Below are 25488 nucleotides of genomic sequence, written 5' to 3'. Positions count from 1 at the left end.
TGGGTGTTCATTACCCATAATCTTTTAATTACAATGCAATAATTTATAAAACAGTCTGTTTGGTTTGAACGAACATTTCACAACTTACAACCGATGCAAAATTGGTTAAGGCAGACATAAAGCTGTTATGTACTACTTGGGATGGAATCGTTTTACCATCAAATTCGAGATCACAAGTTGTACAAGCATCATGGATTAATATCGGTTGATAACCTAGTTCGGATGCGTGACGTGTTGTTGAGTCAACACACATATGGCTCATCATTCCACAAATAACAATCTGTTGGATCTGTTCTTGTTGTAATTTTTTTTGTAGCTCAGTTTGATAAAAACTATTAGGGAATGTTTTTTTGACAAGATACTCATGCAAGTTACCAAGCGGTAACAAACTTGGATGAATTTCAGCGCCTAAACTTCCGTTAGCAAAAAAATTCGCATGAGGATCAGACTTTATATGCTGAATATAAAAGATCGGTAATTGTTGTGATCTAAAGTGTTTTTGTAGTTTTAAGGTATTTTGTAAAGTTAATTCTGTATTGTTTAAAGTAAATTTACCCGTTGGAAAATAGTCATTTTGTACGTCGATAATTATTAACCCTTGTTTCATTGTTTTGTCCTTAAATTATGTTTGAGTTGATAATTATGCGATAATTACGCTATCTGTTACATAACGAATTGAAAGTATTATTACTTACCTACTTTCAATATGAAAAAGATGAACAAGTATGGATAAAAAAGATCGCACTATTTTAGATGAACTTAAAAAAAATAGTCGTCAATCATGGAAAGAAATTGGCGAAAAAGTATATTTGTCAGGACAGGCTGTTGGACAGCGAGTTCAAGAATTGTATAATAATCATATTATTGAAAAATTTACTATTAAAGAAAAAACAAATCAGCTTCAGTTTATTACGATTTATATGAATTCAAATCAATTCACCTCGTTCGAAAACATGGTCATGTCGTTTAAAGAAATCATCGAATTTTATAAAATCACAGGCGATGGGTGTTATTTTATAAAAAGTGAATTTACAGACCAAAACTTACCACATTTTTTAGACAAACTTGAGCTCTATTGCCGTTATAAGGTTAGTCATCAGTCAAAAATGATTAGATAACTCTATTTTAAAGATTTACATCTAAACTTGTTTACTATTTTTTATATAAAAACAAAAAACAGTTGCGAGTAGGCAATTTCTGTTATATTTTGTTCAATAGATTTAATTATTAACTCAGTTAAAGGTTTTTATTTTATGATTTGTTTTTGCGTTTTTGTGACTAAACATCATCATCACCATCATTCCTGAATAGTCTTCGGGCGATTGGTGCTGGAAGACGTTGATCTTCCGGTGATATCGCAAAAGCAAGCAGAGAACCCTCGGAAGATCAAACTTCCGAGGGTTTTTTGTTTGTGGTTTATAAATTTTTAGATAACTTTGGAGAAAGATATGTTGGATAATTCGCGTTTACGCATTGCGATGCAAAAATCAGGTCGTTTAAGTGATGAGTCAAAAAAGTTACTTGCCCAATGTGGCATTAAGATTAATCTGCAAGAACAACGGTTAATTGCTTTTGCCGAAAATATGCCCATCGATATCTTGCGAGTTCGAGATGATGACATTCCCGGTCTGGTGATTGATGGCGTTGTCGATATTGGGATTGTCGGCGAGAATGTATTAGAAGAAGAAGTATTAGACCGGCAAGCCGAAGGCGAAAATCCACAATTCAAAAAATTACGCAGTTTAGATTTTGGTGGTTGTCGTTTATCGATAGCCGCGCCTCGTGATTTTGTTTATACAGGTCCTGAATGTTTGAATGACCTACGTATTGCCACCACCTATCCTCACCTGCTACGCCGTTATCTGGCACAATATAATGTTACCTTTAAAACCTGCTTGCTTAATGGTTCGGTCGAAGTTGCACCGCGCGCAGGACTTGCCGATGTGATTTGTGATTTGGTTTCAAGTGGCGCAACACTTGAAGCAAACGGTCTTAAAGAGATCGAAGTTATCTATAAATCAAAAGCCTGTTTAATCCAGCGCCAAGGCGAAATGCCACCAGTAAAACAAGAGCTGATTGATAAAATCATGACTCGAATTCAAGGTGTCATTCAAGCACGTGGATCCAAATATATTATGCTACACGCCCCAACCGCCGTTTTAGAAGATGTAGTTGCCCTGCTTCCAGGGGCAGAAAATCCAACTATTTTACCTTTAACTGGTGAACAAAATCGTGTGGCGCTACATATGGTGAGCAGTGAATCACTCTTTTGGGAAACTATGGAAAAACTAAAAGCATTAGGCGCCAGCTCAATTCTGGTCTTACCAATTGAAAAAATGATGGAGTAATAATATGAAACTCTCTTATTGGCAACAATGTACAAATGAACAACAAATAGCGCTATTAACACGCCCTGCTATCACGGCCTCTGATTCGATTAGCAAATCAGTAACAGATATTTTGGCTCAAGTTAAACAAAATGGCGATGAAGCATTAAAAGCGCTTAGTAACAAGTTCGATAAAGTCCAGATCACGCAAATTAAATTAACCCAAGATGAAATTAAAGCTGCAACTTGCCGAGTTAATCCTGAATTGAAACAAGCTATGCAACTTGCTGTTTCTAATATCGAAAAATTCCACCAAGCACAAGTAAAACAAGCCATTATAGTTGAAACAATGCCGGGTATAAAATGTCAGCAAGTGACTCGCCCAATCGATTCTGTTGGTCTGTATATTCCGGGTGGTTCTGCCCCTTTATTATCAACCGTGTTAATGCTGGCAATACCAGCTAAAATTGCGGGTTGTCGTAAAGTGATTTTATGTTCGCCGCCACCGATTGCGGATGAAATATTATATGCAGCTGAACTTTGTGGCATTACCGAGATTTATCAACTTGGTGGAGCTCAAGCGATTGCTGCTATGGCATTTGGTACTGAATCGGTGCCTAAAGTGGCTAAAATTTTTGGTCCAGGCAATGCTTACGTTACCGAAGCCAAACGCCAAGTAAGTCAACGTCTTGACGGTGCCGCCATTGATATGCCTGCGGGTCCTTCTGAGGTGCTGGTTATTGCTGATAGTTCGGCAAACCCTGATTTTATTGCTGCAGATCTGTTATCACAAGCCGAACATGGCCCTGATTCGCAAGTGATTCTGCTTACCCCTGACGAGGTCATTGCGCAAGCGGTATCAATCGCCGTCGATAAGCAACTTGCCCAACTATCGCGCAAAGAGATTGCGGAAAAAGCTTTGAAAGAGAGTCGCTTAATTGTAACGAAAGATTTAACTCAGTGCATTAACATCAGCAATCGTTATGGTCCCGAACACTTAATTATTCAAACAGCCAATGCGGATGAATTAGTTGAACAAATCACCAGTGCTGGTTCAATATTTTTAGGCAATTGGTCGCCTGAATCAGTCGGTGATTATGCTTCTGGGACTAATCATGTACTGCCAACATATGGCTATACCGCAACATATTCTAGCCTTGGGCTGGCTGATTTTCAAAAAAGAATGACAGTACAAAAATTATCGCCAGAGGGCTTAAAAGCAATCGGAAACGCTGTCGAACTTATGGCCGAAGCCGAACAACTCACCGCCCATAAACACGCGGTAACTTTACGCCTAGCGGCATTAAATTCAATGGGTTAAAAATAGGTGGATAACATGGATATCAATAAATTAGTTAGAAAAAATATACAGAAACTAACGCCTTATCAATCCGCCCGTCGGATTGGTGGTAATGGTGATGTGTGGCTCAATGCCAACGAATACCCAGTTGCCCCACATTTTGAATTGACCGAACAAACCTTAAACCGTTACCCAGAGCCACAACCAGAAAAAGTGATTCAGCGTTATGCTCAATATGCAGGTGTACAACCCGATCAGTTAATTGTTAGCCGCGGCGCTGATGAAGCTATTGAATTATTAATGCGTGCATTTTGCGAGCCTGAAAAAGACAGCATTTTGTACTGCCCACCAACTTATGGCATGTATCAAGTGAGTGCTGAAACGTTAGGCATAAAAACCAAAACAGTCCCAACCAAAGCCGATTGGCAGCTTGATCTTGAGGGTATCGAGCAGCATCTTGATGGCGTTAAACTGATTTATGTTTGTTCACCCAATAATCCAACGGGTAACTTAATTGATCCTGAGGATATTAAGGCGTTGCTCAATATTACTAACAATCGTGCTTTAGTGGTGATTGATGAGGCTTATATTGAGTTTTCCCCTAACTCAACGGTGGTGAGTTGGCTTGCTAACTACTCTAATTTAGTGGTGTTACGCACACTATCAAAGGCATTTGCTTTAGCAGGATTACGTTGTGGTTTTACGATTGCGAATAAACCGGTGATTGATTCATTACAAAAAGTCATTGCTCCCTATCCACTCGCTACGCCCGTGGCCGATATTGCGGCACAAGCGCTGAGTAAAGATGGCATTAATGCTATGAAGTTGCATGTAATCAATTTAAACAAACAAAAAGAAAAATTTGCCAGTTCACTAGCACAGTTATCAGTTGTTGAAAAAATTTATCCGAGTTCGTCCAACTATTTATGTGTGAAGTTTCAAGATAATAAAGACGTGTTTAATATCTTATGGAATAAAGGGATTATCTTACGCGATCAAAGCAAGTCGATTGGCCAAAATAATATGATTCGAATCACCATTGGCAGCCAAGCTGAGTGTGAAGCAGTAATTTCTGCGCTCAAAGCAATAAAATAGGAGCAAAAATGTTACAAAAATACTTATTCATTGATCGAGATGGCACATTAATTACCGAACCGCCGATTGATTTTCAGGTTGATCGGTTTGAAAAATTAGCATTTGAACCTCAAGTAATCCCTGCTCTGCTTAAACTACAAGCAGCAGGATACAAATTAGTGATGGTCACCAATCAAGATGGGCTGGGTACTAACAGCTATCCACAAGCAGATTTTGATGGACCGCATAATCTAATGATGCAGATTTTTAAATCACAAGGCATTAATTTTGAAGATGTGCTAATTTGCCCTCACTTTCTAGAGGATAACTGCGAATGTCGTAAACCTAAAATCCAATTAGTGTTACCTTATCTTACTAGTGGTAAATTGGACAAAAAAAATAGCTACGTTATTGGTGACAGGGTCACTGATATTCAGTTGGCTGAAAATATGCAAATCAAAGGGTTACGATATCATCCTGAAAATTTAAATTGGCACGAAATTGCGCAACGATTAACCTCCGCTGATCGCTATGCTAAAGTTGAACGCAATACTAAAGAAACGAAAATATTAGTCGAAGTATGGCTAGATCGCCAAGGTGGTAGTCAAATTAATACGGGAATTGGTTTTTTTGATCATATGCTCGATCAAATTGCTACACACGGCAGTATTAAGCTCAATATCCAAGTAGTAGGTGATTTGCATATTGATGATCACCACACCATCGAGGATACTGGACTGGCGTTAGGCGAGGCACTTAAAATAGCACTCGGCGATAAACGTGGCATTACGCGTTACGCATCTGTTATTCCAATGGATGAGTGTTTAGCCAAGTGTGCAATTGATATTTCAGGGCGCCCTTATCTTAAATTTAAAGCCGAGTTTACTCACCAAAAAGTAGGCGATATGAGCACACAAATGGTTGAGCATTTCTTCTACTCACTGAGTTATGCTATGGCTATCACGTTACATATTGAAACCGAAGGCAATAATGATCATCACAAAGTTGAAAGTTTGTTTAAAGCCTTTGCGCGTACATTAAAGCAAGCAATCAAAATTGAAAGTGATCGATTGCCAAGTTCAAAAGGAGTGCTATAAATGAAGATTGTCATTCTTGATACTGGCTGCGCTAATCTTTCATCGGTCAAATATGCTGTGCAACGGTTAGGTTATGATCCAATAATTAGCCTTGATCCTGATGTCGTGCTAAGTTCAGACAAACTGTTTCTACCAGGCGTAGGCTCAGCAAGTTCAGCTATGCAAAAACTAAAAGAACGCAATTTAATAGAGCTTATCAAAGTTTGTACACAACCGGTATTAGGGATCTGCCTTGGTATGCAACTTTTAGCAAATTACAGCAATGAAGGGCATGTGCATACTTTAGGAATCATCCCTGAAAACGTTGTTGAAATTCCTGATTATGGTCTACCTTTGCCACACATGGGGTGGAATCAAGTCTACCCAAAAGCCGGCCATCATCTTTTTCGAGATATTCCTGATGGTGCTTATTTTTACTTTGTACATGGATACGCGATGCCACTATGCTCAGCAACAATAGCAGAAACCAATTACGGCGAAAGCTTTACCGCTGCCGTACAAAAAGAAAACTTTTACGGCGTGCAATTTCATCCAGAGCGTTCTGGCTCATCCGGTGCAAAATTGCTCAAAAACTTTTTGGAGATGTAACTATGACAACTTTTCCAATGATCATTCCGGCCCTTGATCTAATTGATGGATCCGTTGTGCGATTACATCAAGGTGATTATGCGCAAAAGCGCAATTATGGCAATCATCCCCTTTTGCGTTTACAAGATTATGAAAAACAAGGCGCTAAACTATTGCATCTTGTTGATTTAAGTGGAGCAAAAAATCCAACCTCGCGCCAAATTTCGTTAATACAAACGTTGATTAATGGCGTACAAGTGCCTATTCAAGTTGGTGGAGGCATTCGTACTGAAAAAGATATACAATCATTACTATCCGCCGGTGCCGCTCGCGTAGTAATTGGCTCAACAGCGGTTAAACAACCCGAATTAGTCAAACTGTGGTTCACAAAATATGGCGCAGAAAGATTAGTGTTGGCTCTGGATGTTCGCATTGATAATCAAGGCAATAAATATGTTGCCATTCATGGCTGGCAAGAAGATTCAAAGCAGACATTAGAACAAGTGATCGAGGATTATTTACCTTACGGTTTACAACATGTACTATGCACTGATATTTCAAAAGATGGCACACTAAGTGGCTCAAACATTAAATTGTATCAAGAAATCAGCCAAAAATACCCACAAATAGCTTTTCAAGCATCTGGTGGTATTGGTCAGTTAAACGATGTTAAAGCACTACAAAATAGTGGCGTAGCAGGTGTGATTGTTGGTCGTGCTTTGCTTGAAGGAAAATTTACTGTTCAGGAGGCAATTTCATGTTGGCAAAAAGAATAATTCCTTGTTTAGATGTTCGCGATGGTCAAGTGGTTAAAGGTGTGCAATTTCGAAATCACGAAGTTATTGGTGATATTGTGCCTTTAGCAAAGCGCTATGCGCAAGAAGGGGCTGATGAATTGGTCTTTTATGATATTACCGCCTCGTCAGATGGGAGAGTGGTTGATAAAAGTTGGGTTGCAAAAGTGGCCGAAGTTATTGATATCCCCTTTTGTGTTGCTGGCGGAATTAAAACCGTTGAAGATGCTGGGCAAATATTAAGCTTTGGTGCCGATAAAATTTCGATCAATTCCCCTGCACTTGCCGATCCCACTTTAATTACAAGGCTTGCAGATCGTTATGGTGTGCAGTGTATTGTGGTTGGTATTGATACTTGGTATGACAAAGAATCAAACAATTATCATGTTTATCAATTTACAGGTGACGAAAAACGCACTGTTGCCACAAAATGGAATACGCTTGATTGGGTACAAGCGGTGCAAAAACGTGGTGCGGGCGAAATTGTTCTAAATATGATGAACCAAGACGGCGTTCGTAATGGGTATGATCTTGAGCAACTGAAAGCGGTTCGCGGTATTTGCAAGGTACCGCTGATTGCTTCAGGTGGTGCGGGAAATATGGCGCATTTTTTACAGGCATTTGACCAAGCTGAAATTGACGGTGCATTGGCAGCCTCCATTTTTCATAAGCAAATCATTAATATTGGTGAACTTAAACAATATTTGGCACAACATGGAGTAGATATTCGATTATGTTAACTCAAAATTGCAATACCCAATTAGATTTACAACAACTTGATTGGCAAAAAGTAGATAATTTAATGCCGACCATTATTCAGCATTATGTATCTGGTGATGTATTAATGCTTGGTTATATGAATCAAGAAGCGTTAATACAAACACAAAGTAGTGGTAAAGTCACTTTTTATTCACGCACCAAACAGCGCCTTTGGACCAAAGGTGAAACTTCTGGTAACGTTTTAAATGTCATGAGTATTTCGGCTGATTGCGATAATGATACGTTACTGATTTTAGTGAATCCAGTTGGTCCAACTTGCCATACCGGCACAACAAGTTGCTTTGCTAATACTAAAAGCGAATGGGGATTTTTGTTTGAATTAGAGCAATTAATCGCTGCACGAAAAAATGCCGATCCTAAGTCATCCTATACGGCAAAACTGTATCATGATGGCACAAAACGAATAGCGCAAAAAGTGGGAGAAGAAGGTGTTGAAACCGCCCTTGCTGCGACAGTTCATGATCGAGAAGAGTTAAAAAATGAATCTGCGGATTTGGTTTATCATTTATTAGTATTACTCCAAGATCAAAATCTGTCACTACAAGATGTGATTGGCATTTTAAAAGCAAGGCATAAATAATAAAAATAATCAAAGTGCGAATCATATCGCACTTTGATTTACATTTTTTTATTATGATAAAAAATAAATTGACTTAGCAAACAGGCAATTTTACCCCATTAAACATCGCTAATACTTCGATATTATTTTCACATAACATGAGTTTATCGACAGTTTGTCGATGCAAATGTGGTGAAAACTGCTGAATAAAATCATACATATAACTACGTAAAAATAACGAACGCGCAAAAACGATATAGGTTGTGCTGTAGGGGAAAATATGACCAGCATTCAGTACAACAAAATCATCCTCTGAAGCATTATTCACCGCCATTTTGGCGACAATGCCAATACCGACACCCAATTTAACATAGGTTTTAATTAACTCAGCGTCTGTTGTGCTAAAAACAATATTAGGCGACTGATTAGCGCGTAAAAAAGCTTGATTTAAATCTGAACCATCATTAGAAAAATCGTAACTGACTAATGGATATTGTGAAAGATCTTCAATTGTAATTAAGCTGCTTTTGGCAAGCGGGTGATCTTTCATCACAATCACTGCTTGGTTCCAGTGATAGCAAGGTAAAGCAATCATATCATCGCTAAGCTGTGAAATGTCGGTCACAATAGCCAATTCGGCCTGCCCTGCTTGTGCTTGAGATATGCACTGTGGTGATGATCCTTGCTCCATATGCAAAGTAATATTTGGATATTGTTGCATAAACTGCTGGATCACAGCAGGCAAGGCATAACGTGCTTGAGTATAAGTTGTGGTAATTGTTAATGAACCTTGATTTGGCTGACTAAATTCTTTGGCAATAATTTTAATATCGCTCGATTTATTGAGGATCTCTCGAGCAAGCGCAATAATTTTTTCACCGACAGGCGTCACTTCTGAAAGGTGCTTACCTACTCGGGTAAATATCTGAACGCCAAGCTCGTCTTCTAATAATTTTATTTGTTTGCTTATACCTGGTTGAGAAGTATACAGTTTTTCGGATGTCAACGATACGTTAAGATCGTTATTGACGACTTCGACAATATAGCGTAATTGTTGCAATTTCATGACAAACAAAAGCTCCTTTAACTGTAAGCTTTTCTCCCTTTTAATCATATTACAAAAGGGAGAATTGTTAAGGTAAACCTTTTCACAGCCTAGCACAAACAAAAATAATTATTTTTATACTAAAACGCATACTTTCCTGAAACTTTTTGACAAAATTCAGGTGTGCTTACCTATTTTTTATTATTGATCCATTTGCCATCCACATATTGCATCACCCAACCTGTCGATTTTCCATTAATTTCCGAGGTAACATATTGTTGTTTGTTTTTACGGCTAAAACGAACAATGGATGGATTACCATCAGGATCTTTATTTGGAGCTTCGGTCAAATAGATAAACTTTTCTGGCAAGCGATCTTTAAAGCGTTGTAACTCTTCAATCAATGGCGCTCTCGTTTCTCTTGATTTTGGAAAATTATGGGCAGCTAAAAATATCCCTGAGGCACCATCACGTAATACAAAATGTGCATCTGATTTTGTACATTTAAGTTCAGGCAAATCGACTGGATCTTCTTTAGGTGGAGCTACATCACCATTTTTTAAGATTTTACGCGTATTTTTGCAATCTTGATTAGTACAGCCCATATATAAGCCAAATCGTCCTGATTTTAAATGCATTTCAGATCCACATTTTTCACATTCAATAATTGGCCCTTCGTAACTTTTAACTTTAAAGCTACCTTTTTCAACAATAAAACCATCACAAATCGGATTATTGCCACAAATATGCAATTTACGCTCGTTATCAAGCAAATAACTATCCATCGCTGTATGGCATTTTGGACAGCGTTTACGTGCCCTTAAAGCATCGGTTTCGGCTGTTTCAGCTTCTTCCAAAATATTTAAAGTTTCGTGCTCAGGAATTAAGTTAATGGTTTGTTTGCAACGTTCTTTAGGTGGCAACGCATAACCTGAACAGGCTAAAAATACACCTGTACCCGCAGTTTTAATGCCCATTTCACGACTACAATTAGGGCATTTAATTTCAGGTGTTAATACTAATGGATTAAGTTGCATACCACCTTTATCAGGCGCTTGTTCGGCAACCTCAAGATGCTGACTAAAATCACTGAAAAACTGGTCAAGTACTTCGCGCCATTCTTGTTTTTTATGAGCGATTTCATCCAGTGCATGCTCCATACGTGCGGTAAAATCATAACTCATCAAATCATTGAAGTTTTCGCTGAGCCTATCAGTAACAATTTCACCGATTTTTTCTGCATAAAAGCGACGATTATCCAAACGCACATAACCGCGATCTTGAATTGTCGAAATAATGGTTGCATAAGTCGATGGGCGTCCAATTTCACGTTTTTCAAGCTCTTTAACCAGTGATGCTTCGTTATACCGAGCAGGTGGTTTGGTAAAGTGTTGATTTGGATTTAAACTGATTAAATCGAGTTTGTCGTTGACTGATAACGGTGGTAATATTTTATCTTCATTATTTTTTGCCAGTTGTGGTTGTACTTTAGTCCAACCATCAAAACGCAATGTACGACCTTTGGCCTTTAAAGTAAAATCGCCTGATTTAACTGTAATTGTTGTTGAGTTATATTCGGCTGATGTCATTTGACAAGCCACAAATTGACGCCAAATGAGTTGATATAATTTACTCGCATCTGCTTCAATATCACTAATATTATCAGCAAGAATAGTAACATCTGATGGGCGAATCGCCTCGTGCGCTTCTTGTGAATTCTTTTTACTACTATATACATTAGGTGATTTTGGTAAATATTTATCGCCAAATTTGTTGCCGATATAATCTCGTACCATAGTTAATGCATCTTGACTCAAGTTAGTTGAATCGGTACGCATATAGGTGATATAACCAGCTTCATATAAACGCTGAGCTAGCATCATAGTCTTTTTAACGCCAAAACCAAGGCGAGTACTTGCGGCTTGCTGTAAAGTCGAAGTAATAAACGGGGCAGTTGGATTACTTTTTGTCGGTTTTTCTTCAATATTCGTTACTTGATATTGATTTTGATTAAGTCCTGCTAGCGCAATATCAATAGCAACTTTATCTTTTGGTTCAAACGCTTCGTCTTTATAATGGGTAACTTGTAGGGTTAAAGACTCTTTTTGAGCTGTGTTTAAATCAGCAAAAAGATCCCAATATTCTTCAGGAATAAAAGCATGAATTTCACGTTCACGTTCAACCACTAAACGCACTGCAACTGACTGAACACGACCAGCCGATAAGCCTCTAGCAACCTTTTTCCAAAGTAAAGGTGATAGCATAAAACCCACAACCCGATCCATAAATCGGCGTGCTTGCTGAGCATTGACCCGATCCATATCGAGCATAGCTGGCTCATTAAAGGCATTTTTGATCGCTGTTTTGGTGATTTCGTTAAACACAACACGACGGTATTTACTCTCATCGCCACCAATGACATCTTTAAGATGCCAAGCAATGGCTTCTCCCTCTCTATCCAAATCGGTTGCGAGATAGATCATATCTGCATCTTTAGCCAGTTTTTTTAATTCTGATACCACCCGTTCTTTGCCAGGTAAAATTTCGTAATGCGCTTTCCAACCGTTGTATGGATCAACACTCATCCGATCAACTAAAATCTGTTGTTCGGAGCGTTTAACTTTTTTTTCGGCTTTGTCTTTTGTCTCTTTTGTTGATTTTTCAGCTCGTTGGCTACTACCACTCTTGGGTAGATCGCGAATATGACCTACACTTGATTTAACCACGAAATCTTTACCAAGATATTTATTAATCGTTTTTGCTTTAGCTGGTGATTCCACAATAACAAGGGATTTTCCCATAATTAAACCTTTCTATTCTGTTGTTTGTATTCTTTACTATCTGGCTTCGCATTTAGGAGTGATAGTAAATCATCTTTAATTGTTGTTACTTGTGTTGCATATTGCTCTTTCTGCTCTGCATCTTCAATGAGTTGCGTAATGGTTTGTGACAATGTGCATCCACGGCGTTTGGCTAAATTAGCTAATCGTTGCCAGACTAAAAATTCCAAATCAATGGACTTCTTTCGAGTATATTGCTGTTCCGCATTAAAATGCCGTTTTCGTTTTGCCCGAATGGTTTGTTTCATGCGGTTATCTAAATCTGGATTTAAATGCTCTTTTATCCAATCAACGACACCTGTTGGATTATGTTCTAGTAACAATAATGCATTGACAGCCTGCTCAGCGGCGCTTTTTTCAATATATCGAGTAATTAGTTCACCCTCTAGATGCCTTTTTACTAAATAGTGCCACTTCCAACCGCATTCAAGGTTTTCTAGTTGTTGGTATTTCATCCGCTCACCTTGTGACGTTGTAACTAAAATGGAATATTTGTAGCATAATCTGCTCACACAATAAAGAAAATTATTACATTTGACAAATTTTTTATAAATCTGCTATCGTTGACCTTTCATTTTGATCTTTATTTAAGGAATCCCCATAATGGCTAAAGCAGATGTTATTTATATTAATGGCTATATTTACACCGCAGACAAACAAAATAGTGTCTGCGAGGCAATAGCAATCGAAAATGGCTATATTATTGCAACTGGTAGCACGCAAGAGATAAATAACAATCACTATGTTGATAATCACACAACCATTTATGATCTGCAAGGTAAAACGATGATGCCAGGAATCATTGATTCGCATTTGCATACTTTTTGGGGAGGTATGCAATTATCGTCGTGTAATTTAAATTATCAAAGCTTAACTATTGATGATACATTAGCTATTATACAACAATATTTAGATAAAGATTCTATCAGTGATAATACTCATTGGTTACAAGTTCGTGGCTGGCTAAGGCAAGAGGTTTTACCAATTGGCACAGATATTACGCGCTTTGATCTCGATAGACTAAATACAAAACGCCCTGTTATTTTGTTTTCTAATGACTGCCATACTTTAGTTGCCAATAGCATCGCTTTAGAGAAATTTGGTTTAGATAGAAACACCCCTGAACCAACCGATGGAAAGATTGGTCGTACTGATGACGGTGAATTAAATGGCATATTAGAAGATGCCCCGGCTATGCGTGCGTTTGACAGCATTTCTAAGCTCACCGATGAACAAGCTGTCAACATTGCTAAATTATCACAAGCAGAACTTAATAAACAAGGCGTTACTGCTGTTATGGATGCTCGAATTACCGAAACCCAAGCCGAGGCATTTTTAAAGCTACAACAACAAGACCAACTATCGATTCGCTTATTTGGTGCACGTGAATTACCGCCAGATGATGTATCCTCAATAGAAGAAATTCCAACTTTACTTAACAAAGTTAAACAGTTCGCTGCTCGTTACGACGATAAAAACTGGCAACCCAAGCCCGGCATTAAAATTTCGCATACCAAATTATTTGTAGATGGTGTAATGCAAGCACCATTAATGACCGCACGCTTGCTTAAACCGTACAATTTAGCCGACGAAAAAGATCGTTACGGTGATCTTTATTATTCCATTGAAATGTTAGATGCTCTAATTCTTGAATCGGCAAAAGCTGGTTTTCATCCGCATATGCATACAGTTGGTGAAGGGGCTATCGAAGTTGTACTTGATGCCATTGAAAAAATGCGTAAGGCATTACCTAATGCCGATATTCGTCCAAGCACTGCGCATAACGAACTAAGCGCACTACACCAATTTACCAGATACAAACAATTAAATGCATGTGTTGTATTTTCATTCCAATGGGCTGGTTGTAGTTCGGCAATGGTTGAACAATATCAAACCCTATTTGGTCCAGAACGCTATAACGGTTTAGAAGCACACGGGCAATATATTGATGCAGGTGTAACATGTGCTTTTGGTAGCGATTGGCCAATTGATCCATTAAATGAATGGTACGATTTCCAAATTGCAATGACTAGACAAATCGATGCCGATCATCCTCGGTTAAACAGTGATCGCAATCTAACCGCTATTGAAGCATTACGTAGCGCTACTATTAATGCCGCCTATGTATTAAAACAAGATGAATACATAGGGTCAATTGAAAAAGGTAAATTTGCTGATTTGATTATTTTAGATCGCAATCCATTTACTATTCCAGCAACCGATATGCAAAATGTCAAGGTATTAACAACGATTGTAGGCGGTAAAATCGTTTATCAGCAAGCATAATTTAAACTTTATGTCTTTAATTTACAAATTGCTACACCAACCATGATTGGTGTAGCATTGGTTATTATTTAGACTTTAGTCAACATCAGCAACTACTTCGGTTTCCACTGCTGTTGGTTTCGTGAAATGTAAAATAGCGGCGATAATTAATGCACCAATAAACATATCAATGACATACCACGCTGTCGCTTTGGTCACCCCACCTAATGCAACTAACCCGCCAAATGCTACCAATGATTCAATCCCATTGATCATACCTAGCATACCTGCGATGGCAGTGCCAACAACAATAGCAATAATAACACGCTTTGGATCTTTAGCCGCAAAAGGGATCGCACCTTCGGTAATACCCGCCAATGATAAAAAGAAAGCGGTAATGCCAAACTCTTTCTCTTCTTTGGTGTATTTTGGGCGTGAAACAATCAATGACGACATAGCTAAACCTAATGGTGGAATAGCACAGCACATACGAAATACGCCATTTGGACCATAAACCCCCTCAGCCATTGCCGCTAAGGTAAATGCAGTCGCCGCTTTACTACATGGCCCTCCCATATCTAGCGCCGCTAATATACCAATGCCAATACCTAAAAATGCAGCATTAACCTCTGACATACCTTTTAAAGTTGCGACCATAGCTTTAACAAACCAATCAAGCGGATAAGATAGCCCATAAATATAAAGTGGTGCCATCACTAGTATCGTTACAGTTGGAATAATCATCACAGGCATAACCGAAGCTATCACTGGATGAACTTTAACTGTTTTGAACCATTTAACAAAATAGCCAATTAAAATACCAAAAATCATTGCACCAATAAATCCAGTACTGACTTGGTTAGAACCAATTGGATTATTAACCACATACCCCATAATAAATGCAGGCGCTAAAGCAGCATTACCACCAATGGAATAAGCCATATAAGCAGCAAGCACAGGCACCATCATGGCAAAGCCATATAAGGCAACTTGTTTTAAATCAATAAAGAATTGATTACTTGGCAAAATAGTATCGTTTGTTACCTCACCTGTCATTAACACAATTGAAAAAAGTATTCCCGATGCAATGATAACGGGTAAAAACTTACTAATACCCGTATTCAATGCTCTAAATATCTCTTTACCAATACTATCTTTAACCACTTTAGTCGACATAGTTTCTGCATTATTAAAAATATTGGCAGTATTTTTAACTGCTTCACCAGTACTCACTTTTATGACATTTTTATAAGGCTCAAGCCTATCGGCATTTTCAATTGAAATATCAGTCGCTAATAAAATTACATCGGCACTTTTAAAATCTTGTTCGGTTAATGAATTTTCAATACCTGCGGCACCTTGTGTTTCGATTTTATAATCCCAACCACGTTTTTTCGCCTCATTTTCAATTTTTTGCTTAGCAATATAAGTATGAGCCATCCCTGCGGTACACGCACAAATCGCAACAATCTTTTTTTTACTCATATAAACCTCTAATCTTATTTGCTACAGATTGAATATCGCTTTTAAGCAAATCTTCGACAAAATCATCATTAGCTAAATTCGATGCTAATTTCGCAATAATGGATAAGTGCTCTTTATTGGCGTGTTCTGGCGCGCCAATTAAAATGACTAATTTGACTTTATTGCCATTATTCCAAATTATGCCATCGACATATTTACCAACAACAATAAATGGCGTTTTAACCGCATTACTTTTAGCGTGTGGTAAAGCAATATCAGGTAACACATCGGTTTCCATTTCTTGTTCGTGCGCCATAACATCGTCAAAAAAGGTTTTAATATTAGTTAAATAAGCTTGGCTAGCTTCAACCATTAAATGGATAACTGTTGATTTTTGAGTAACAACATCACCCGTTAAATCAACCGGTAAAACAGGGATTGACTGCATAAATTGATCCTCTTACTGATAATAGATTATTTGCAATAACTCAATTTTCACTCTATATATACTGTAGATAAAATATACAATAATTTATTTGCACTGACACTTATTTTGTCTAATAAATAATAGATTTGGATCACAAATATGCAAATAGAAACTCAACCGTTTAATCAAATACTCTAAATTAAATTAGACTAAAACCATTAATAATATGCTTTAAAGGTGATAATTTGTTTGCTTTAGTATCATTTTACTAAAAATTAACTTGCATAATTATCACAATATGGCAGAATTCCCTGCCGCTTTAAGCGGGTAAAAAGGCAAAACTATACTTAGTAGTTTTTTATTGTTTTTTGGGACAGAGGAGCAAAGTCATGTCCGCAATAAAAATGAAACGAGTTTTAACCACACCTGCATTGATTGCATTTGGTTTAGCTTATATGGTTCCTTTAGGGATCTTTACCACTTATGGGGAAGTGACAGTATTAAGTAACGGTCACTTACCTATAGCCTATATTATCACCCTAGCTATGATCTTTTTTACAGCATTAAGCTATTGCCGAATGGCAAATAAGCTTCCAATTGCTGGTTCTGCCTATTCGTATGTTCAACATACGTTTGGTGGAAAAATTGGATTTTTGGTGGGTTGGGCACAAATCCTTGATTACCTATTTTTACCAATATTAAATTATTTGGTACTAGGTATTTACCTTAACGAAGCATTTCCTAGCGTTCCTGCGTATGTATTTGTACTTGGGTCATTGATTGGTGTTAGTCTCTTAAATTATCTGGGTATTAAATTGATTAATTCGGTAAATTTCACCTTAATTATTGTTCAGATGATTTTTATTGGGTTATTTATATTTTTGACTTTAGTTAATGTGGATTTAACCCCTGAAGCAATGATAAAACCACTACAAGTCAATGCAAGTGATTTTAGTGGTTTAATGTCTGGTGCAGCAATATTATGCCTTGCTTTTTTAGGATTTGATGCCATTGCCACCTTGGCAGAAGAGTCTAACGATGCTCAAAAATCGCTTCCAAGAGCTATTATCTGGACTGTCCTTATTGCTGGTTGTATTTTTTTAGTGGTTTCTTATTGTGCTCACTTAGCTTATCCTAAATGGAGTGATTTTATCGATAATAAAGATACTGCAAGTTTAGATGTGGTTCGTCAAGTTGGTAATCTCAGCCAATTAGGAAGTAATTTTATGTATAATTTCTTCCAAGCGGCATATTTAACTGGTGTCTTTGCATCGGCAATGACAGCTCAAACGAGTGTATCAAGAATATTCTATGCCATGGGGCGTGAAGGTGTGTTACCTAAACAAATCTTTTATAAGATTCATCCACGCTTTAGAACCCCTTACTTGTCGATTATTTTTGTCGCCTGTTTTTCTTTACTGTCATTGGTATTAGATCTTAGTTTGGTTGTTTCAATGATCAGTTTTGGTGCTTTAGTTGCATTTACCTTTGTTAATTTATGTGTAATTAAAAGCTATTTAGGCGACACCAAGACAAAAACAGTCTCTGTCCTATTCAAATATGGGCTATTACCTGCCATTGGCGTTTTACTCTCACTATGGTTATGGACAAGTCTTGATGCGACAGCGATGATTGTTGGTTTAGTTTGGTTGGCAATGGGTTTTCTTTATTTACTTTATCTTACTCGAGGATTTACGCGTTTGTTACCTTCGATTGATCATAAAGAACTACATTCGATTATCAAAGATTAACCATTCAATTAGATAAATATGTCTACTATAAAGTATTTAGTTAACGCCTTCTTTACAATTCCGTCGACTATTGTCGACGGAATAAATTTCTTAAAAATGATTACGAGATTAACTCAGCAATTATTCGCCAAAGCCTGTTGCGAATAACTCACGGATTTCGTCCATTGCAGCTTGTTCATCTTCACCATCACAGATGATTTCAACAGTTGAACCACCTTTTACGCCTGCACCAAGTAATCCCATCATACTTTTTAATTTGATAGCTTTATCATTATAGACAAGCTCAATTGATGATTTATAACGACCAGCTAATTTAACTAGTGTTGTAACAGGGCGTGCATGCAAGCCGGTTGAATTTTTTACTACCATTTGCTCTTTTAACATAATAAAGTCCTTATCTATATCTTAACGTTAAAACAATATCTGTATTTATATCATAAATTAAACTGTTTTGCTCATTTTTTACATGGGGATTTTTATATTCATTTACATAATTTGATCTTTGGTGATATTCTCTAGCTAACATCCCATCAATCGCATTCAGCGCCATACGAATAAACATCCATAAAGGAATCAATACAAAAATCCATTGATACTGTGCCAATAATCCAACAAAGAAAGCAACAATGATAGAACCAAAACATGCCGCTAATGTTACCTGATTAGCAGTAATATTGGCATCATGAAGATAAATTGCATAAGGTCTAAGGAATGCTTGGAATTTAGGTTTTAATTGATAAATTGACAACACATTATAATCCTATCAGTTTAATGCACTATGTTATATTTATATAAATATAACATAGATATACGATTCAAACCTATTATATTTATGCATGCCTTTAAAAATAGTAAATAGCAAATTGGTTCTATTTTCAATCAATGCTATTTACAAGAAGTTTTAGGTTATACAAATTTTTGAAGTATGATTTTATGGTGTAAATTCAAACAGTAAAAACAACTCATGGCTATTTTTGCAATCCTTGCTTAGCAAGCTTAATCACGTTTTTCAAATCAACGCCTTGTGCTTTAGCCGCAAAAATACAGCCACAATAACATTGACGATACACATCATACTCTTTACAAAGTTCAATCGAACGTTTATAACCATTGTTCTTTTTAAAATCAGAAGGAAGGTAATTGACCGAAAAAATTTCTTGGATTTCAAATCCTAATTCATTAATTTTTTGGCTATTTTTTTTTGGACTAAGGGTTAATGCACTAGCAAAATAATCAAACCCTAGTTCTTGAGCCTTAATTGCCGCTAAGTCTAATCGCATTTTATAACAAATATGACAACGTTCACCACCTTCTGGCGCATCACGCAAATGCTCAACCTTTTTGATAAACTCTGCTGGCTGATAAGGCGCTTCTAGAAATTGAACGTTATGCCCCGTTTTTTGATTAAAATCAGCAATAAATTTTTGCTGTACCACACTACGATATTCATATTCAACTCGAGGATGAATATTAGAATTAGCAAAATAGATCGTAATATCGGCATATTGAGCCAAATATTCAAGAACATAAGTACTACACGGAGCACAGCAGCTATGAATTAATAACTTTGGTCGCGCTGATTCTGCCTGCCAATTAGCAATCACCTCTTTTAATACAGAATCATAATTTACTTTATTATGTGGATTTAATTTTTCAAGAATGTTTTTAGCATTGATTAACATGGGAACTCATTTATATTTAATTTTGTTTTCTATTTTATTGTTTTAGTTAACTAAGTTTTTAGTCGACCGACTATAATATAGCGATATCCACAAGCCTTCAAGATGAAGACTGAAATTTTATATTTGAATCTATAGATAATTGACGATATTTAATTTAAATGATTAGATTTTATCATAAAGCTAAAAGATAAATCGGGATAATCCAATACAATAATACATGGCTAACCTAATAATTGGCGTTGAAACATTCCTGCTTAAATTTGGTTAGTTATGATAAATAAAACAACCCTATTTTATTTTTCTTCCCTAACATTTGCAGACATTGCCTTTTGAATGGCTCGTTTCTCAAGAATAAATGCAATACCAAAATAAACAACCGTTAATATCCACAAATGCCAATATTGTGGACTGAATTCAGCAAAACTTGCACCCATTTGATTTATTTTTACCGAGCCAATTATGGCTGGTACCACTGGAAATATATCACCAATCAAGTGGAATAATGGTGGCATTAATTCTTTTGGCCAAGATAATCCTGTAACAAAAAATATCACCATACTTGACGGTATAATTAAGCAAAAAACATCACTCACCGTATGCACAAAATGTGATACAACTTTACCTAATAATGCAGTAGAAAAAATAAAAGGAATAATAAACGACAACGAAACAACAAGATGACTTAGGCGTGGTAAATCATACCAATAATTTGCAAATACGGTATACATCATAAAATAGATCAGGTAAAGCATTAGATAAGTGAGTAATTTGCCAAAAAGTAGTAATAATGCTGAAGATGTCGCATCGTTCTGTTGGTTAATAAAAGTTATTTCAAAATCAGAGTTTTTGCTAAATAGACGACATAAAATGCTACCAATAAGCAATGTTTGATATAAGATCAAAATAAAAGCAGCAGGAATAACATAGGTTGCATAGCCTGATTGAGGATTAAATAAACTTATCAACTGGCTATTAAACGGTGAAACACTATTGGTTGCTACAGCTGGATCAACGCCTTGCGCTATCTTTCGCGAAATGGAAATTTTAGCACCAAAATTGCTAGCAACGGTATTAACCGCGGTGGCAACGTTACTATAAATTAAAATATAACTCGCATCGCCATAATATGAGATAGGGCTCGTTTTACCCTCTAAAATATGTTGCTGAAAACGATAAGGGATCAGCACTACCCCATAGATTTTACGCTCTTCAATCAATTTTTTAGCTGTCTGTAAATCCGCAATATGTAAGTTTATGTTAATGGATTTATTGGCATCAAGTTGTCTAACTAACTCTCGACTATAATTAGTGTTATCTTGGTCAATAACAGCAATCGGAACATCTCGTATCGCTTCATGTAAATAAGGTTGTGGATAAAAGAAAAAATAGATAAAAATTCCCACAAACATAACGCTGGCTATCGCTTTATTTTGGAAAATACGTTTTAGTTCTTCATAGGAAATTAATAATAAAGATTTAATCATATTAACCGCCTACGGATTTTTCGTAAATAAAGAGTAATAAGTAATGCCATAACGCTAAACTGGATCAATAAATAAACAAAGGGTTCTAACGAAGTCATCATATTTGGCGCTCGTAATGTTTGATCAAGACGAATCTGTATATACCATGTCACAGGCAATAAAGCGCCCCAAATATAAGCAAAAGTATTCATTGCAAGACGTGGAAAAATCAGACCAGTAAACCCAAAACTAGGCGATGCCACTAAGCTTGCACTGCCATAAGCTTGTGCTAGGGTTGAGCCAGTTAAACCAAAAAAAATCCCGTATAAACAACAAGTCAGTGTAAACCCGATACCACCAAGCATCAGCAATATAAAATGCCCATTTAATGGTAAATTAAAATAAGCGATTAAAACTGTATCAAATAAAATCAGACAAAATAAAAAGTAAAGAAAATATGGAAGAATACGCCCTAATAAAAAGATAAAAATATTCTGATTAGCTAGTTGTAAGATTTGCTGATAACTCGTTGCAGCAAAGCGATCTCGAGTAACACTAGTAACCATTGCCATCATAATAATGATCTGCAAAATCGTGGGGATTAAACCATTAATTAAGGTATAAAGATAATTTAATGTAGGATTATATAAAGGATGTAAACTAGCTGGAATAGTTTGCATTTGACTTTGTGCTACCGGTGAAGCAATTCCTTTTTCTAATAATCCTTGCAGTACTATTTGGCTATTAGCTGTTTTCAATGCAGAACTCATCGCCCGAAAAATAATCGTACCTGCCGACATATACTGATTATTATAAAAAGCGATTACTTCTGGTTGATGCCCTGCGATAAGATCTTTTTCGAATTCGGGTTGAATAAAAAGCACAGCATAAACTTTTCCCTTAATCAACGCATGTTTGGCTGAAGAAAGATCTTGATAACGTTCAGCGACCTGTAACTGCGGTGAAGCTGCCACTTGTTGAATTAATGTACGAGATGATTTAGTTGTATCTTGATCAACAACTGCGATAGGTATCTGGGTAATTACACCAGCATGATACATATAAAGAAATAAAAAAATGAATAATAAAGGATAGATGAAAACTAATAAAAACAAAAAACGTTGTTTAATTAATTTACGAAGTTCCCATCTAATCACTTCTAATAGCGATTGAGACATCAGTGCCCTTTCCTTTTGTGTATAATCTCCATATTATTTATGTTAGTGAGATTGCCACTTTGTGGTAACACTCATTCCTGGACGAAGACCAGCCACATTATTAATTGGTTTTGCACGCATTTCAAAAGTTTTTAGGTCAAAGTCCCCCGTCGCTTTGGTCGCTTGCCAATTTGCATATTGGCCTAAGGCATTTAATACGGTGACTTTAACATCAATAACTTGATTATTTAATGCCGGCACTTTTACTTGAAACGTATCACCAACTTTAAGATTGCCTAGCAAATCCTCGCGAATATTAAAAGTAAACCAAATATCATTTAAATCTATAATAGAATAAAGTGGCGTGCCCGGATTATACAATTGTCCGGTTTCGGCAACCCGAGTCGTAATTTGACCACTAATAGGGGCAACTAAAGTTAATTCATTCACATCCGTTTTTACTTGCAACAACGCGGCCTCAGACTGTTCCACCTGCGCATCGGCTAATTTTTTCTGTTCTATACTATTACCATTTTCGGCTAATTCTAAATTAGCTTTAGCGGCTTCATGGGCCTTAATCGCTGCTTGATATTGATTAAAAGATTCATCATAATTTTGCTTTGAAACTGTTCCATTTTTAGCTAAACGATTAATACGTTCATAGCTCGTTTGTGCTAAAACTAAATCTGAATTTGCTTTATCTAACTGTGCCTTTTGCACATCAATGGTTTCTGGTCTAGTACTATAAGTATTATCACGGCTCGCCATTGTCACTTTTAATTGCGCTTCTGCCGTTGCAAGCTGCGCTAATAATGCCGGATTTGAAAGGGTAAGAAGTTCATCACCTTGTTTAACATTATCTCCAACATCATAATTAAATTGAACCACTCGCCCCTGCACTCTAGCTGCAACATCAACACTGCTAGATTCAACTTCTCCTTGTAATATAATGGTGCTCGGTTGATTAGCAAAATATATAATAATAACCATAGCAATAACAGCAATGATCGCTACAATCAAAGAAAGACGTTTTTTATGCATAAATTGTGCTTATAAATGATTAGAGTAAAACTGGAATAAGATTATTGGCAATAATATAAAGGCAAATATTAAAATACGCAATAAAATATAGCGTTATATAGCTGTGATTTTTAAAAATCATTGGTGTTGAGTTAGTGATAAATAATTACTTATATATCCTTTAAAATCAATTTATTAAAATCTTTTTTCACTATTTGTGATAATTAAAAACAGGCAAACACACCATCAATACTATTGCCTAATTCACCTTCTAAATTATTACACAATTTTGCATCATTCCAAGATCAATAAAACTATATTACGAAAAAATGCCCGACAAAAAATCCCTTGTATGGTTAATTTACCCAATTTACAGCGAAAGTATTGCACACTGTTAAAGTAATCGACAGCTTCTTCTTGACCGCTTGCCATGCCAAGTTGACTAGCGGCTTCGGCACTGTTGCCCAAGTAGCGGCAAACTGGCTAAGGCATTGTCACCAAATAGAGATAAATTGGTATCAATCACTTGCAGTTCGGTGATTTTGCCAGTAATAATTTGAAAATATTTATTCATTATAAACCTCGTTGTTAATTCATTTTGCCACTAAAGATATCACCAATTGAATAACCATTGACATTGATATATTCGTACTGATTTTTAAATTGCTCTGCTAAGGCTTTTTGGGTGACAGCATCGGCTAATAGAGTGATTAGAGACTATTTTTGCCGATTATAATCATCTATAATCAGTAATAAAGCATCATATTCAGAAAATGAATTATCAGTAGTTTGTTCTGCTTGTTGTGTATTATTTTGATTATTCACCTGTGATAATATGGATTCATCAAGACAAAACATGTTTTTTAATGTTTTTTTAAATTCGGCTTTTTGCTCAGTCACATTTTTAAAGGCATTTTGACTCTTATTTTTAGTACCTAATGCACTATATTTTAACCATTTTTCGAGATCATTATCGGTAATATACCAGATTAACCCTTCAATCATTAAAGTAATCAAGCCAATCCAAACGCCAAGTCCAAGCATTACAACTCTTCTTGCCATAAATTGTGCGCTATAAATGGCAATAGCGCGGGTAATAACATCACGTAAAAGTCCTTTGGCTAAAGCTCGTTTGGTTAATCAACTTAGCCTGGTATGTCCACACTTTTTAGTACCAAAAAGATAAGATCATCGATTTCTTTTGTATTCAATCGGCGACTGGTAATTTAATGTTAAATGAAGTCAATTATAATTAAAGCAATCCACATAATGATTAAATTCCAATTTAAGTTGCGTCAGTGAATCAAAAATAGTATTCGACACAAATTCTGTTTTCATTGCTTTAAATGTGCTTTCTGCAATTGCGTTATCATAGGGACAGCCTTTGCGACTTTACAACCGTTTAATTTCAAATGCTGTTAAACATTCATCAATCAGATGATTATCAACCCCAGAAATTGTCATCAATACACATATAAAGAAAAGAATAATAAGAATCCATCTAATTAATAAGCTTCCCATCCCCGTTAATCGCCGAGAAAATTCACAATAATCATCATTAGCATAACGTAATTTTTTATTATTACTTAAATAATGGCGGGTTGTATAAACCCCTTTGTATAAATCTTCGCGCCAGCATGACACTTGCGGTTGATATTTAGATGGCATTATTTATTCCTTAATTTTTTTATACTCGGCATCTATTTGTTGATACGCTTCAAGCGAGCTGGCTTTGGATTTTTTGTCGAATTCTTCTGACCAATTGATTTTTACCGACCACTCATATTCATCTGGCATCTGTTCGGTATCTAGGTTTTTATCCGAAAATTCCATAAAACTATTCACCCACATCCATTCATTGTAGCTTAAACTGCTA

The 25488-nt window shown here is 36.4% G+C and carries 25 protein-coding genes, 3 pseudogenes and 1 other annotated feature; of the genes and pseudogenes, 11 read left to right on the top strand and 17 right to left on the bottom strand.

From position 1 onward, the window contains the following. Positions 1-43 precede the first annotated feature (43 nt). The gene (locus ACYIAL_RS10425; protein ID WP_483751630.1) at positions 44-607 is read right to left on the bottom strand and encodes a cysteine hydrolase family protein; all 564 of its coding nucleotides are present in this window, start codon (positions 605-607) and stop codon (positions 44-46) included. A 118-nt stretch (positions 608-725) separates the two neighbouring features. Here ACYIAL_RS10425 and ACYIAL_RS10420 point away from each other — a divergent pair, with 118 nt between their 5' ends. From ACYIAL_RS10420 to hisIE, 9 genes are all read left to right on the top strand, one after another. Beyond that, positions 726-1118 carry an AsnC family transcriptional regulator gene (locus tag ACYIAL_RS10420; protein WP_483751629.1) on the top strand — a complete coding sequence of 131 codons (393 nt, stop codon included), beginning with the start codon at positions 726-728 and terminating at the stop codon, positions 1116-1118. A 167-nt stretch (positions 1119-1285) separates the two neighbouring features. Beyond that, positions 1286-1410: a sequence feature (His leader region), on the top strand. A 38-nt stretch (positions 1411-1448) separates the two neighbouring features. Beyond that, a complete protein-coding gene (hisG, locus tag ACYIAL_RS10415; RefSeq protein ID WP_065587293.1) occupies positions 1449-2348 on the top strand; it encodes an ATP phosphoribosyltransferase in 900 nt (299 codons plus the stop codon). A 4-nt stretch (positions 2349-2352) separates the two neighbouring features. After that, positions 2353-3648 (top strand): histidinol dehydrogenase, encoded by a 1296-nt coding sequence (hisD, locus tag ACYIAL_RS10410; protein WP_483751628.1) that lies wholly within the window; start codon positions 2353-2355, stop codon positions 3646-3648. 15 nt (positions 3649-3663) lie between these two features. Then, on the top strand, positions 3664-4722 hold the full coding sequence (gene hisC, locus ACYIAL_RS10405) for a histidinol-phosphate transaminase (protein WP_483751627.1): 1059 nt from the start codon (positions 3664-3666) through the stop codon (positions 4720-4722). An 8-nt stretch (positions 4723-4730) separates the two neighbouring features. After that, complete coding sequence (hisB, locus tag ACYIAL_RS10400) at positions 4731-5798, top strand: bifunctional histidinol-phosphatase/imidazoleglycerol-phosphate dehydratase HisB (RefSeq protein WP_483751626.1); 1068 nt, start codon at positions 4731-4733, stop codon at positions 5796-5798. Then, the gene (gene hisH / locus ACYIAL_RS10395; protein ID WP_483751625.1) at positions 5799-6386 is read left to right on the top strand and encodes an imidazole glycerol phosphate synthase subunit HisH; all 588 of its coding nucleotides are present in this window, start codon (positions 5799-5801) and stop codon (positions 6384-6386) included. It abuts the gene before it with no gap. A gap of 17 nt (positions 6387-6403) precedes the next feature. Further along, the gene (gene hisA / locus ACYIAL_RS10390) at positions 6404-7141 is read left to right on the top strand and encodes a 1-(5-phosphoribosyl)-5-[(5-phosphoribosylamino)methylideneamino]imidazole-4-carboxamide isomerase (RefSeq protein ID WP_483751649.1); all 738 of its coding nucleotides are present in this window, start codon (positions 6404-6406) and stop codon (positions 7139-7141) included. Next, on the top strand, positions 7123-7899 hold the full coding sequence (gene hisF, locus ACYIAL_RS10385) for an imidazole glycerol phosphate synthase subunit HisF (RefSeq protein WP_483751624.1): 777 nt from the start codon (positions 7123-7125) through the stop codon (positions 7897-7899). The genes hisA and hisF overlap by 19 nt, the downstream gene beginning before the upstream one ends. Continuing rightward, positions 7893-8519 carry a bifunctional phosphoribosyl-AMP cyclohydrolase/phosphoribosyl-ATP diphosphatase HisIE gene (gene hisIE, locus ACYIAL_RS10380; protein ID WP_483751623.1) on the top strand — a complete coding sequence of 209 codons (627 nt, stop codon included), beginning with the start codon at positions 7893-7895 and terminating at the stop codon, positions 8517-8519. Before hisF ends, hisIE begins: the two co-directional genes overlap by 7 nt. A 73-nt stretch (positions 8520-8592) precedes the next feature. Here the strand turns inward: hisIE and cysB are convergent, their stop codons facing one another. The 3 genes from cysB to matP all read right to left on the bottom strand — a co-directional run bounded on the left by cysB (position 8593) and on the right by matP (position 12838). Beyond that, the gene (gene cysB / locus ACYIAL_RS10375; protein WP_483751622.1) at positions 8593-9564 is read right to left on the bottom strand and encodes an HTH-type transcriptional regulator CysB; all 972 of its coding nucleotides are present in this window, start codon (positions 9562-9564) and stop codon (positions 8593-8595) included. 170 nt (positions 9565-9734) lie between these two features. Next, positions 9735-12344, bottom strand: a complete 2610-nt coding sequence (topA, locus tag ACYIAL_RS10370) for a type I DNA topoisomerase (protein ID WP_174797181.1) — start codon at positions 12342-12344, stop codon at positions 9735-9737. Between the two features lie 2 nt (positions 12345-12346). Continuing rightward, the gene (gene matP / locus ACYIAL_RS10365) at positions 12347-12838 is read right to left on the bottom strand and encodes a macrodomain Ter protein MatP (protein WP_483751621.1); all 492 of its coding nucleotides are present in this window, start codon (positions 12836-12838) and stop codon (positions 12347-12349) included. 148 nt (positions 12839-12986) lie between these two features. Here matP and ACYIAL_RS10360 point away from each other — a divergent pair, with 148 nt between their 5' ends. Further along, positions 12987-14669, top strand: coding sequence for an amidohydrolase (locus tag ACYIAL_RS10360; RefSeq protein ID WP_483751620.1), 1683 nt, complete (start codon positions 12987-12989; stop codon positions 14667-14669). A 75-nt stretch (positions 14670-14744) separates the two neighbouring features. Here ACYIAL_RS10360 and ACYIAL_RS10355 read toward each other — a convergent pair whose 3' ends face one another. Next, the gene (locus ACYIAL_RS10355; protein WP_483747872.1) at positions 14745-16133 is read right to left on the bottom strand and encodes a PTS fructose transporter subunit IIC; all 1389 of its coding nucleotides are present in this window, start codon (positions 16131-16133) and stop codon (positions 14745-14747) included. Next, the gene (locus ACYIAL_RS10350) at positions 16126-16560 is read right to left on the bottom strand and encodes a PTS sugar transporter subunit IIA (protein ID WP_483751619.1); all 435 of its coding nucleotides are present in this window, start codon (positions 16558-16560) and stop codon (positions 16126-16128) included. Before ACYIAL_RS10350 ends, ACYIAL_RS10355 begins: the two co-directional genes overlap by 8 nt. Before the next feature lie 368 nt (positions 16561-16928). Between ACYIAL_RS10350 and ACYIAL_RS10345 the strand changes: the two genes are divergently transcribed. Next, the gene (locus ACYIAL_RS10345; RefSeq protein ID WP_174797185.1) at positions 16929-18290 is read left to right on the top strand and encodes an APC family permease; all 1362 of its coding nucleotides are present in this window, start codon (positions 16929-16931) and stop codon (positions 18288-18290) included. A 120-nt stretch (positions 18291-18410) separates the two neighbouring features. Here the strand turns inward: ACYIAL_RS10345 and ACYIAL_RS10340 are convergent, their stop codons facing one another. From ACYIAL_RS10340 to ACYIAL_RS10290, 11 genes and pseudogenes are all read right to left on the bottom strand, one after another. Continuing rightward, positions 18411-18674: an HPr family phosphocarrier protein gene (locus tag ACYIAL_RS10340; protein ID WP_034913021.1), complete on the bottom strand. Its 264-nt coding sequence runs from the start codon at positions 18672-18674 to the stop codon at positions 18411-18413. 97 nt (positions 18675-18771) lie between these two features. Further along, a pseudogene (locus ACYIAL_RS10335) lies at positions 18772-19038 on the bottom strand (CDP-alcohol phosphatidyltransferase family protein); the annotation flags it as partial. A gap of 220 nt (positions 19039-19258) precedes the next feature. Then, positions 19259-19972, bottom strand: a complete 714-nt coding sequence (locus tag ACYIAL_RS10330; protein WP_174797186.1) for an epoxyqueuosine reductase QueH — start codon at positions 19970-19972, stop codon at positions 19259-19261. A gap of 293 nt (positions 19973-20265) precedes the next feature. Then, positions 20266-21456 carry an ABC transporter permease gene (locus tag ACYIAL_RS10325; RefSeq protein WP_483751618.1) on the bottom strand — a complete coding sequence of 397 codons (1191 nt, stop codon included), beginning with the start codon at positions 21454-21456 and terminating at the stop codon, positions 20266-20268. Further along, positions 21453-22613, bottom strand: coding sequence for an ABC transporter permease (locus tag ACYIAL_RS10320; protein WP_174797188.1), 1161 nt, complete (start codon positions 22611-22613; stop codon positions 21453-21455). The genes ACYIAL_RS10325 and ACYIAL_RS10320 overlap by 4 nt, the downstream gene beginning before the upstream one ends. Before the next feature lie 42 nt (positions 22614-22655). Continuing rightward, positions 22656-23633 (bottom strand): HlyD family secretion protein, encoded by a 978-nt coding sequence (locus ACYIAL_RS10315; RefSeq protein ID WP_483751617.1) that lies wholly within the window; start codon positions 23631-23633, stop codon positions 22656-22658. Positions 23634-24054: 421 nt separating this feature from the next. Continuing rightward, positions 24055-24186 carry a hypothetical protein gene (locus ACYIAL_RS10310; protein WP_483751616.1) on the bottom strand — a complete coding sequence of 44 codons (132 nt, stop codon included), beginning with the start codon at positions 24184-24186 and terminating at the stop codon, positions 24055-24057. 143 nt (positions 24187-24329) lie between these two features. Then, positions 24330-24674, bottom strand: a complete 345-nt coding sequence (locus ACYIAL_RS10305; RefSeq protein WP_483751615.1) for a hypothetical protein — start codon at positions 24672-24674, stop codon at positions 24330-24332. Positions 24675-24854: 180 nt separating this feature from the next. After that, positions 24855-24989: pseudogene (locus ACYIAL_RS10300) on the bottom strand (IS3 family transposase); the annotation flags it as partial. A gap of 15 nt (positions 24990-25004) precedes the next feature. Then, positions 25005-25280, bottom strand: coding sequence for a hypothetical protein (locus ACYIAL_RS10295; protein ID WP_174797192.1), 276 nt, complete (start codon positions 25278-25280; stop codon positions 25005-25007). Positions 25281-25283: 3 nt separating this feature from the next. Further along, positions 25284-25488: pseudogene (locus ACYIAL_RS10290) on the bottom strand (hypothetical protein); the annotation flags it as partial.

This window comes from Gilliamella sp. X-57, from assembly GCF_057063565.1.
The sequence above is the reverse complement of the archived record's forward strand: the minus strand, read 5'-3'. Positions and strand labels throughout refer to the sequence as shown.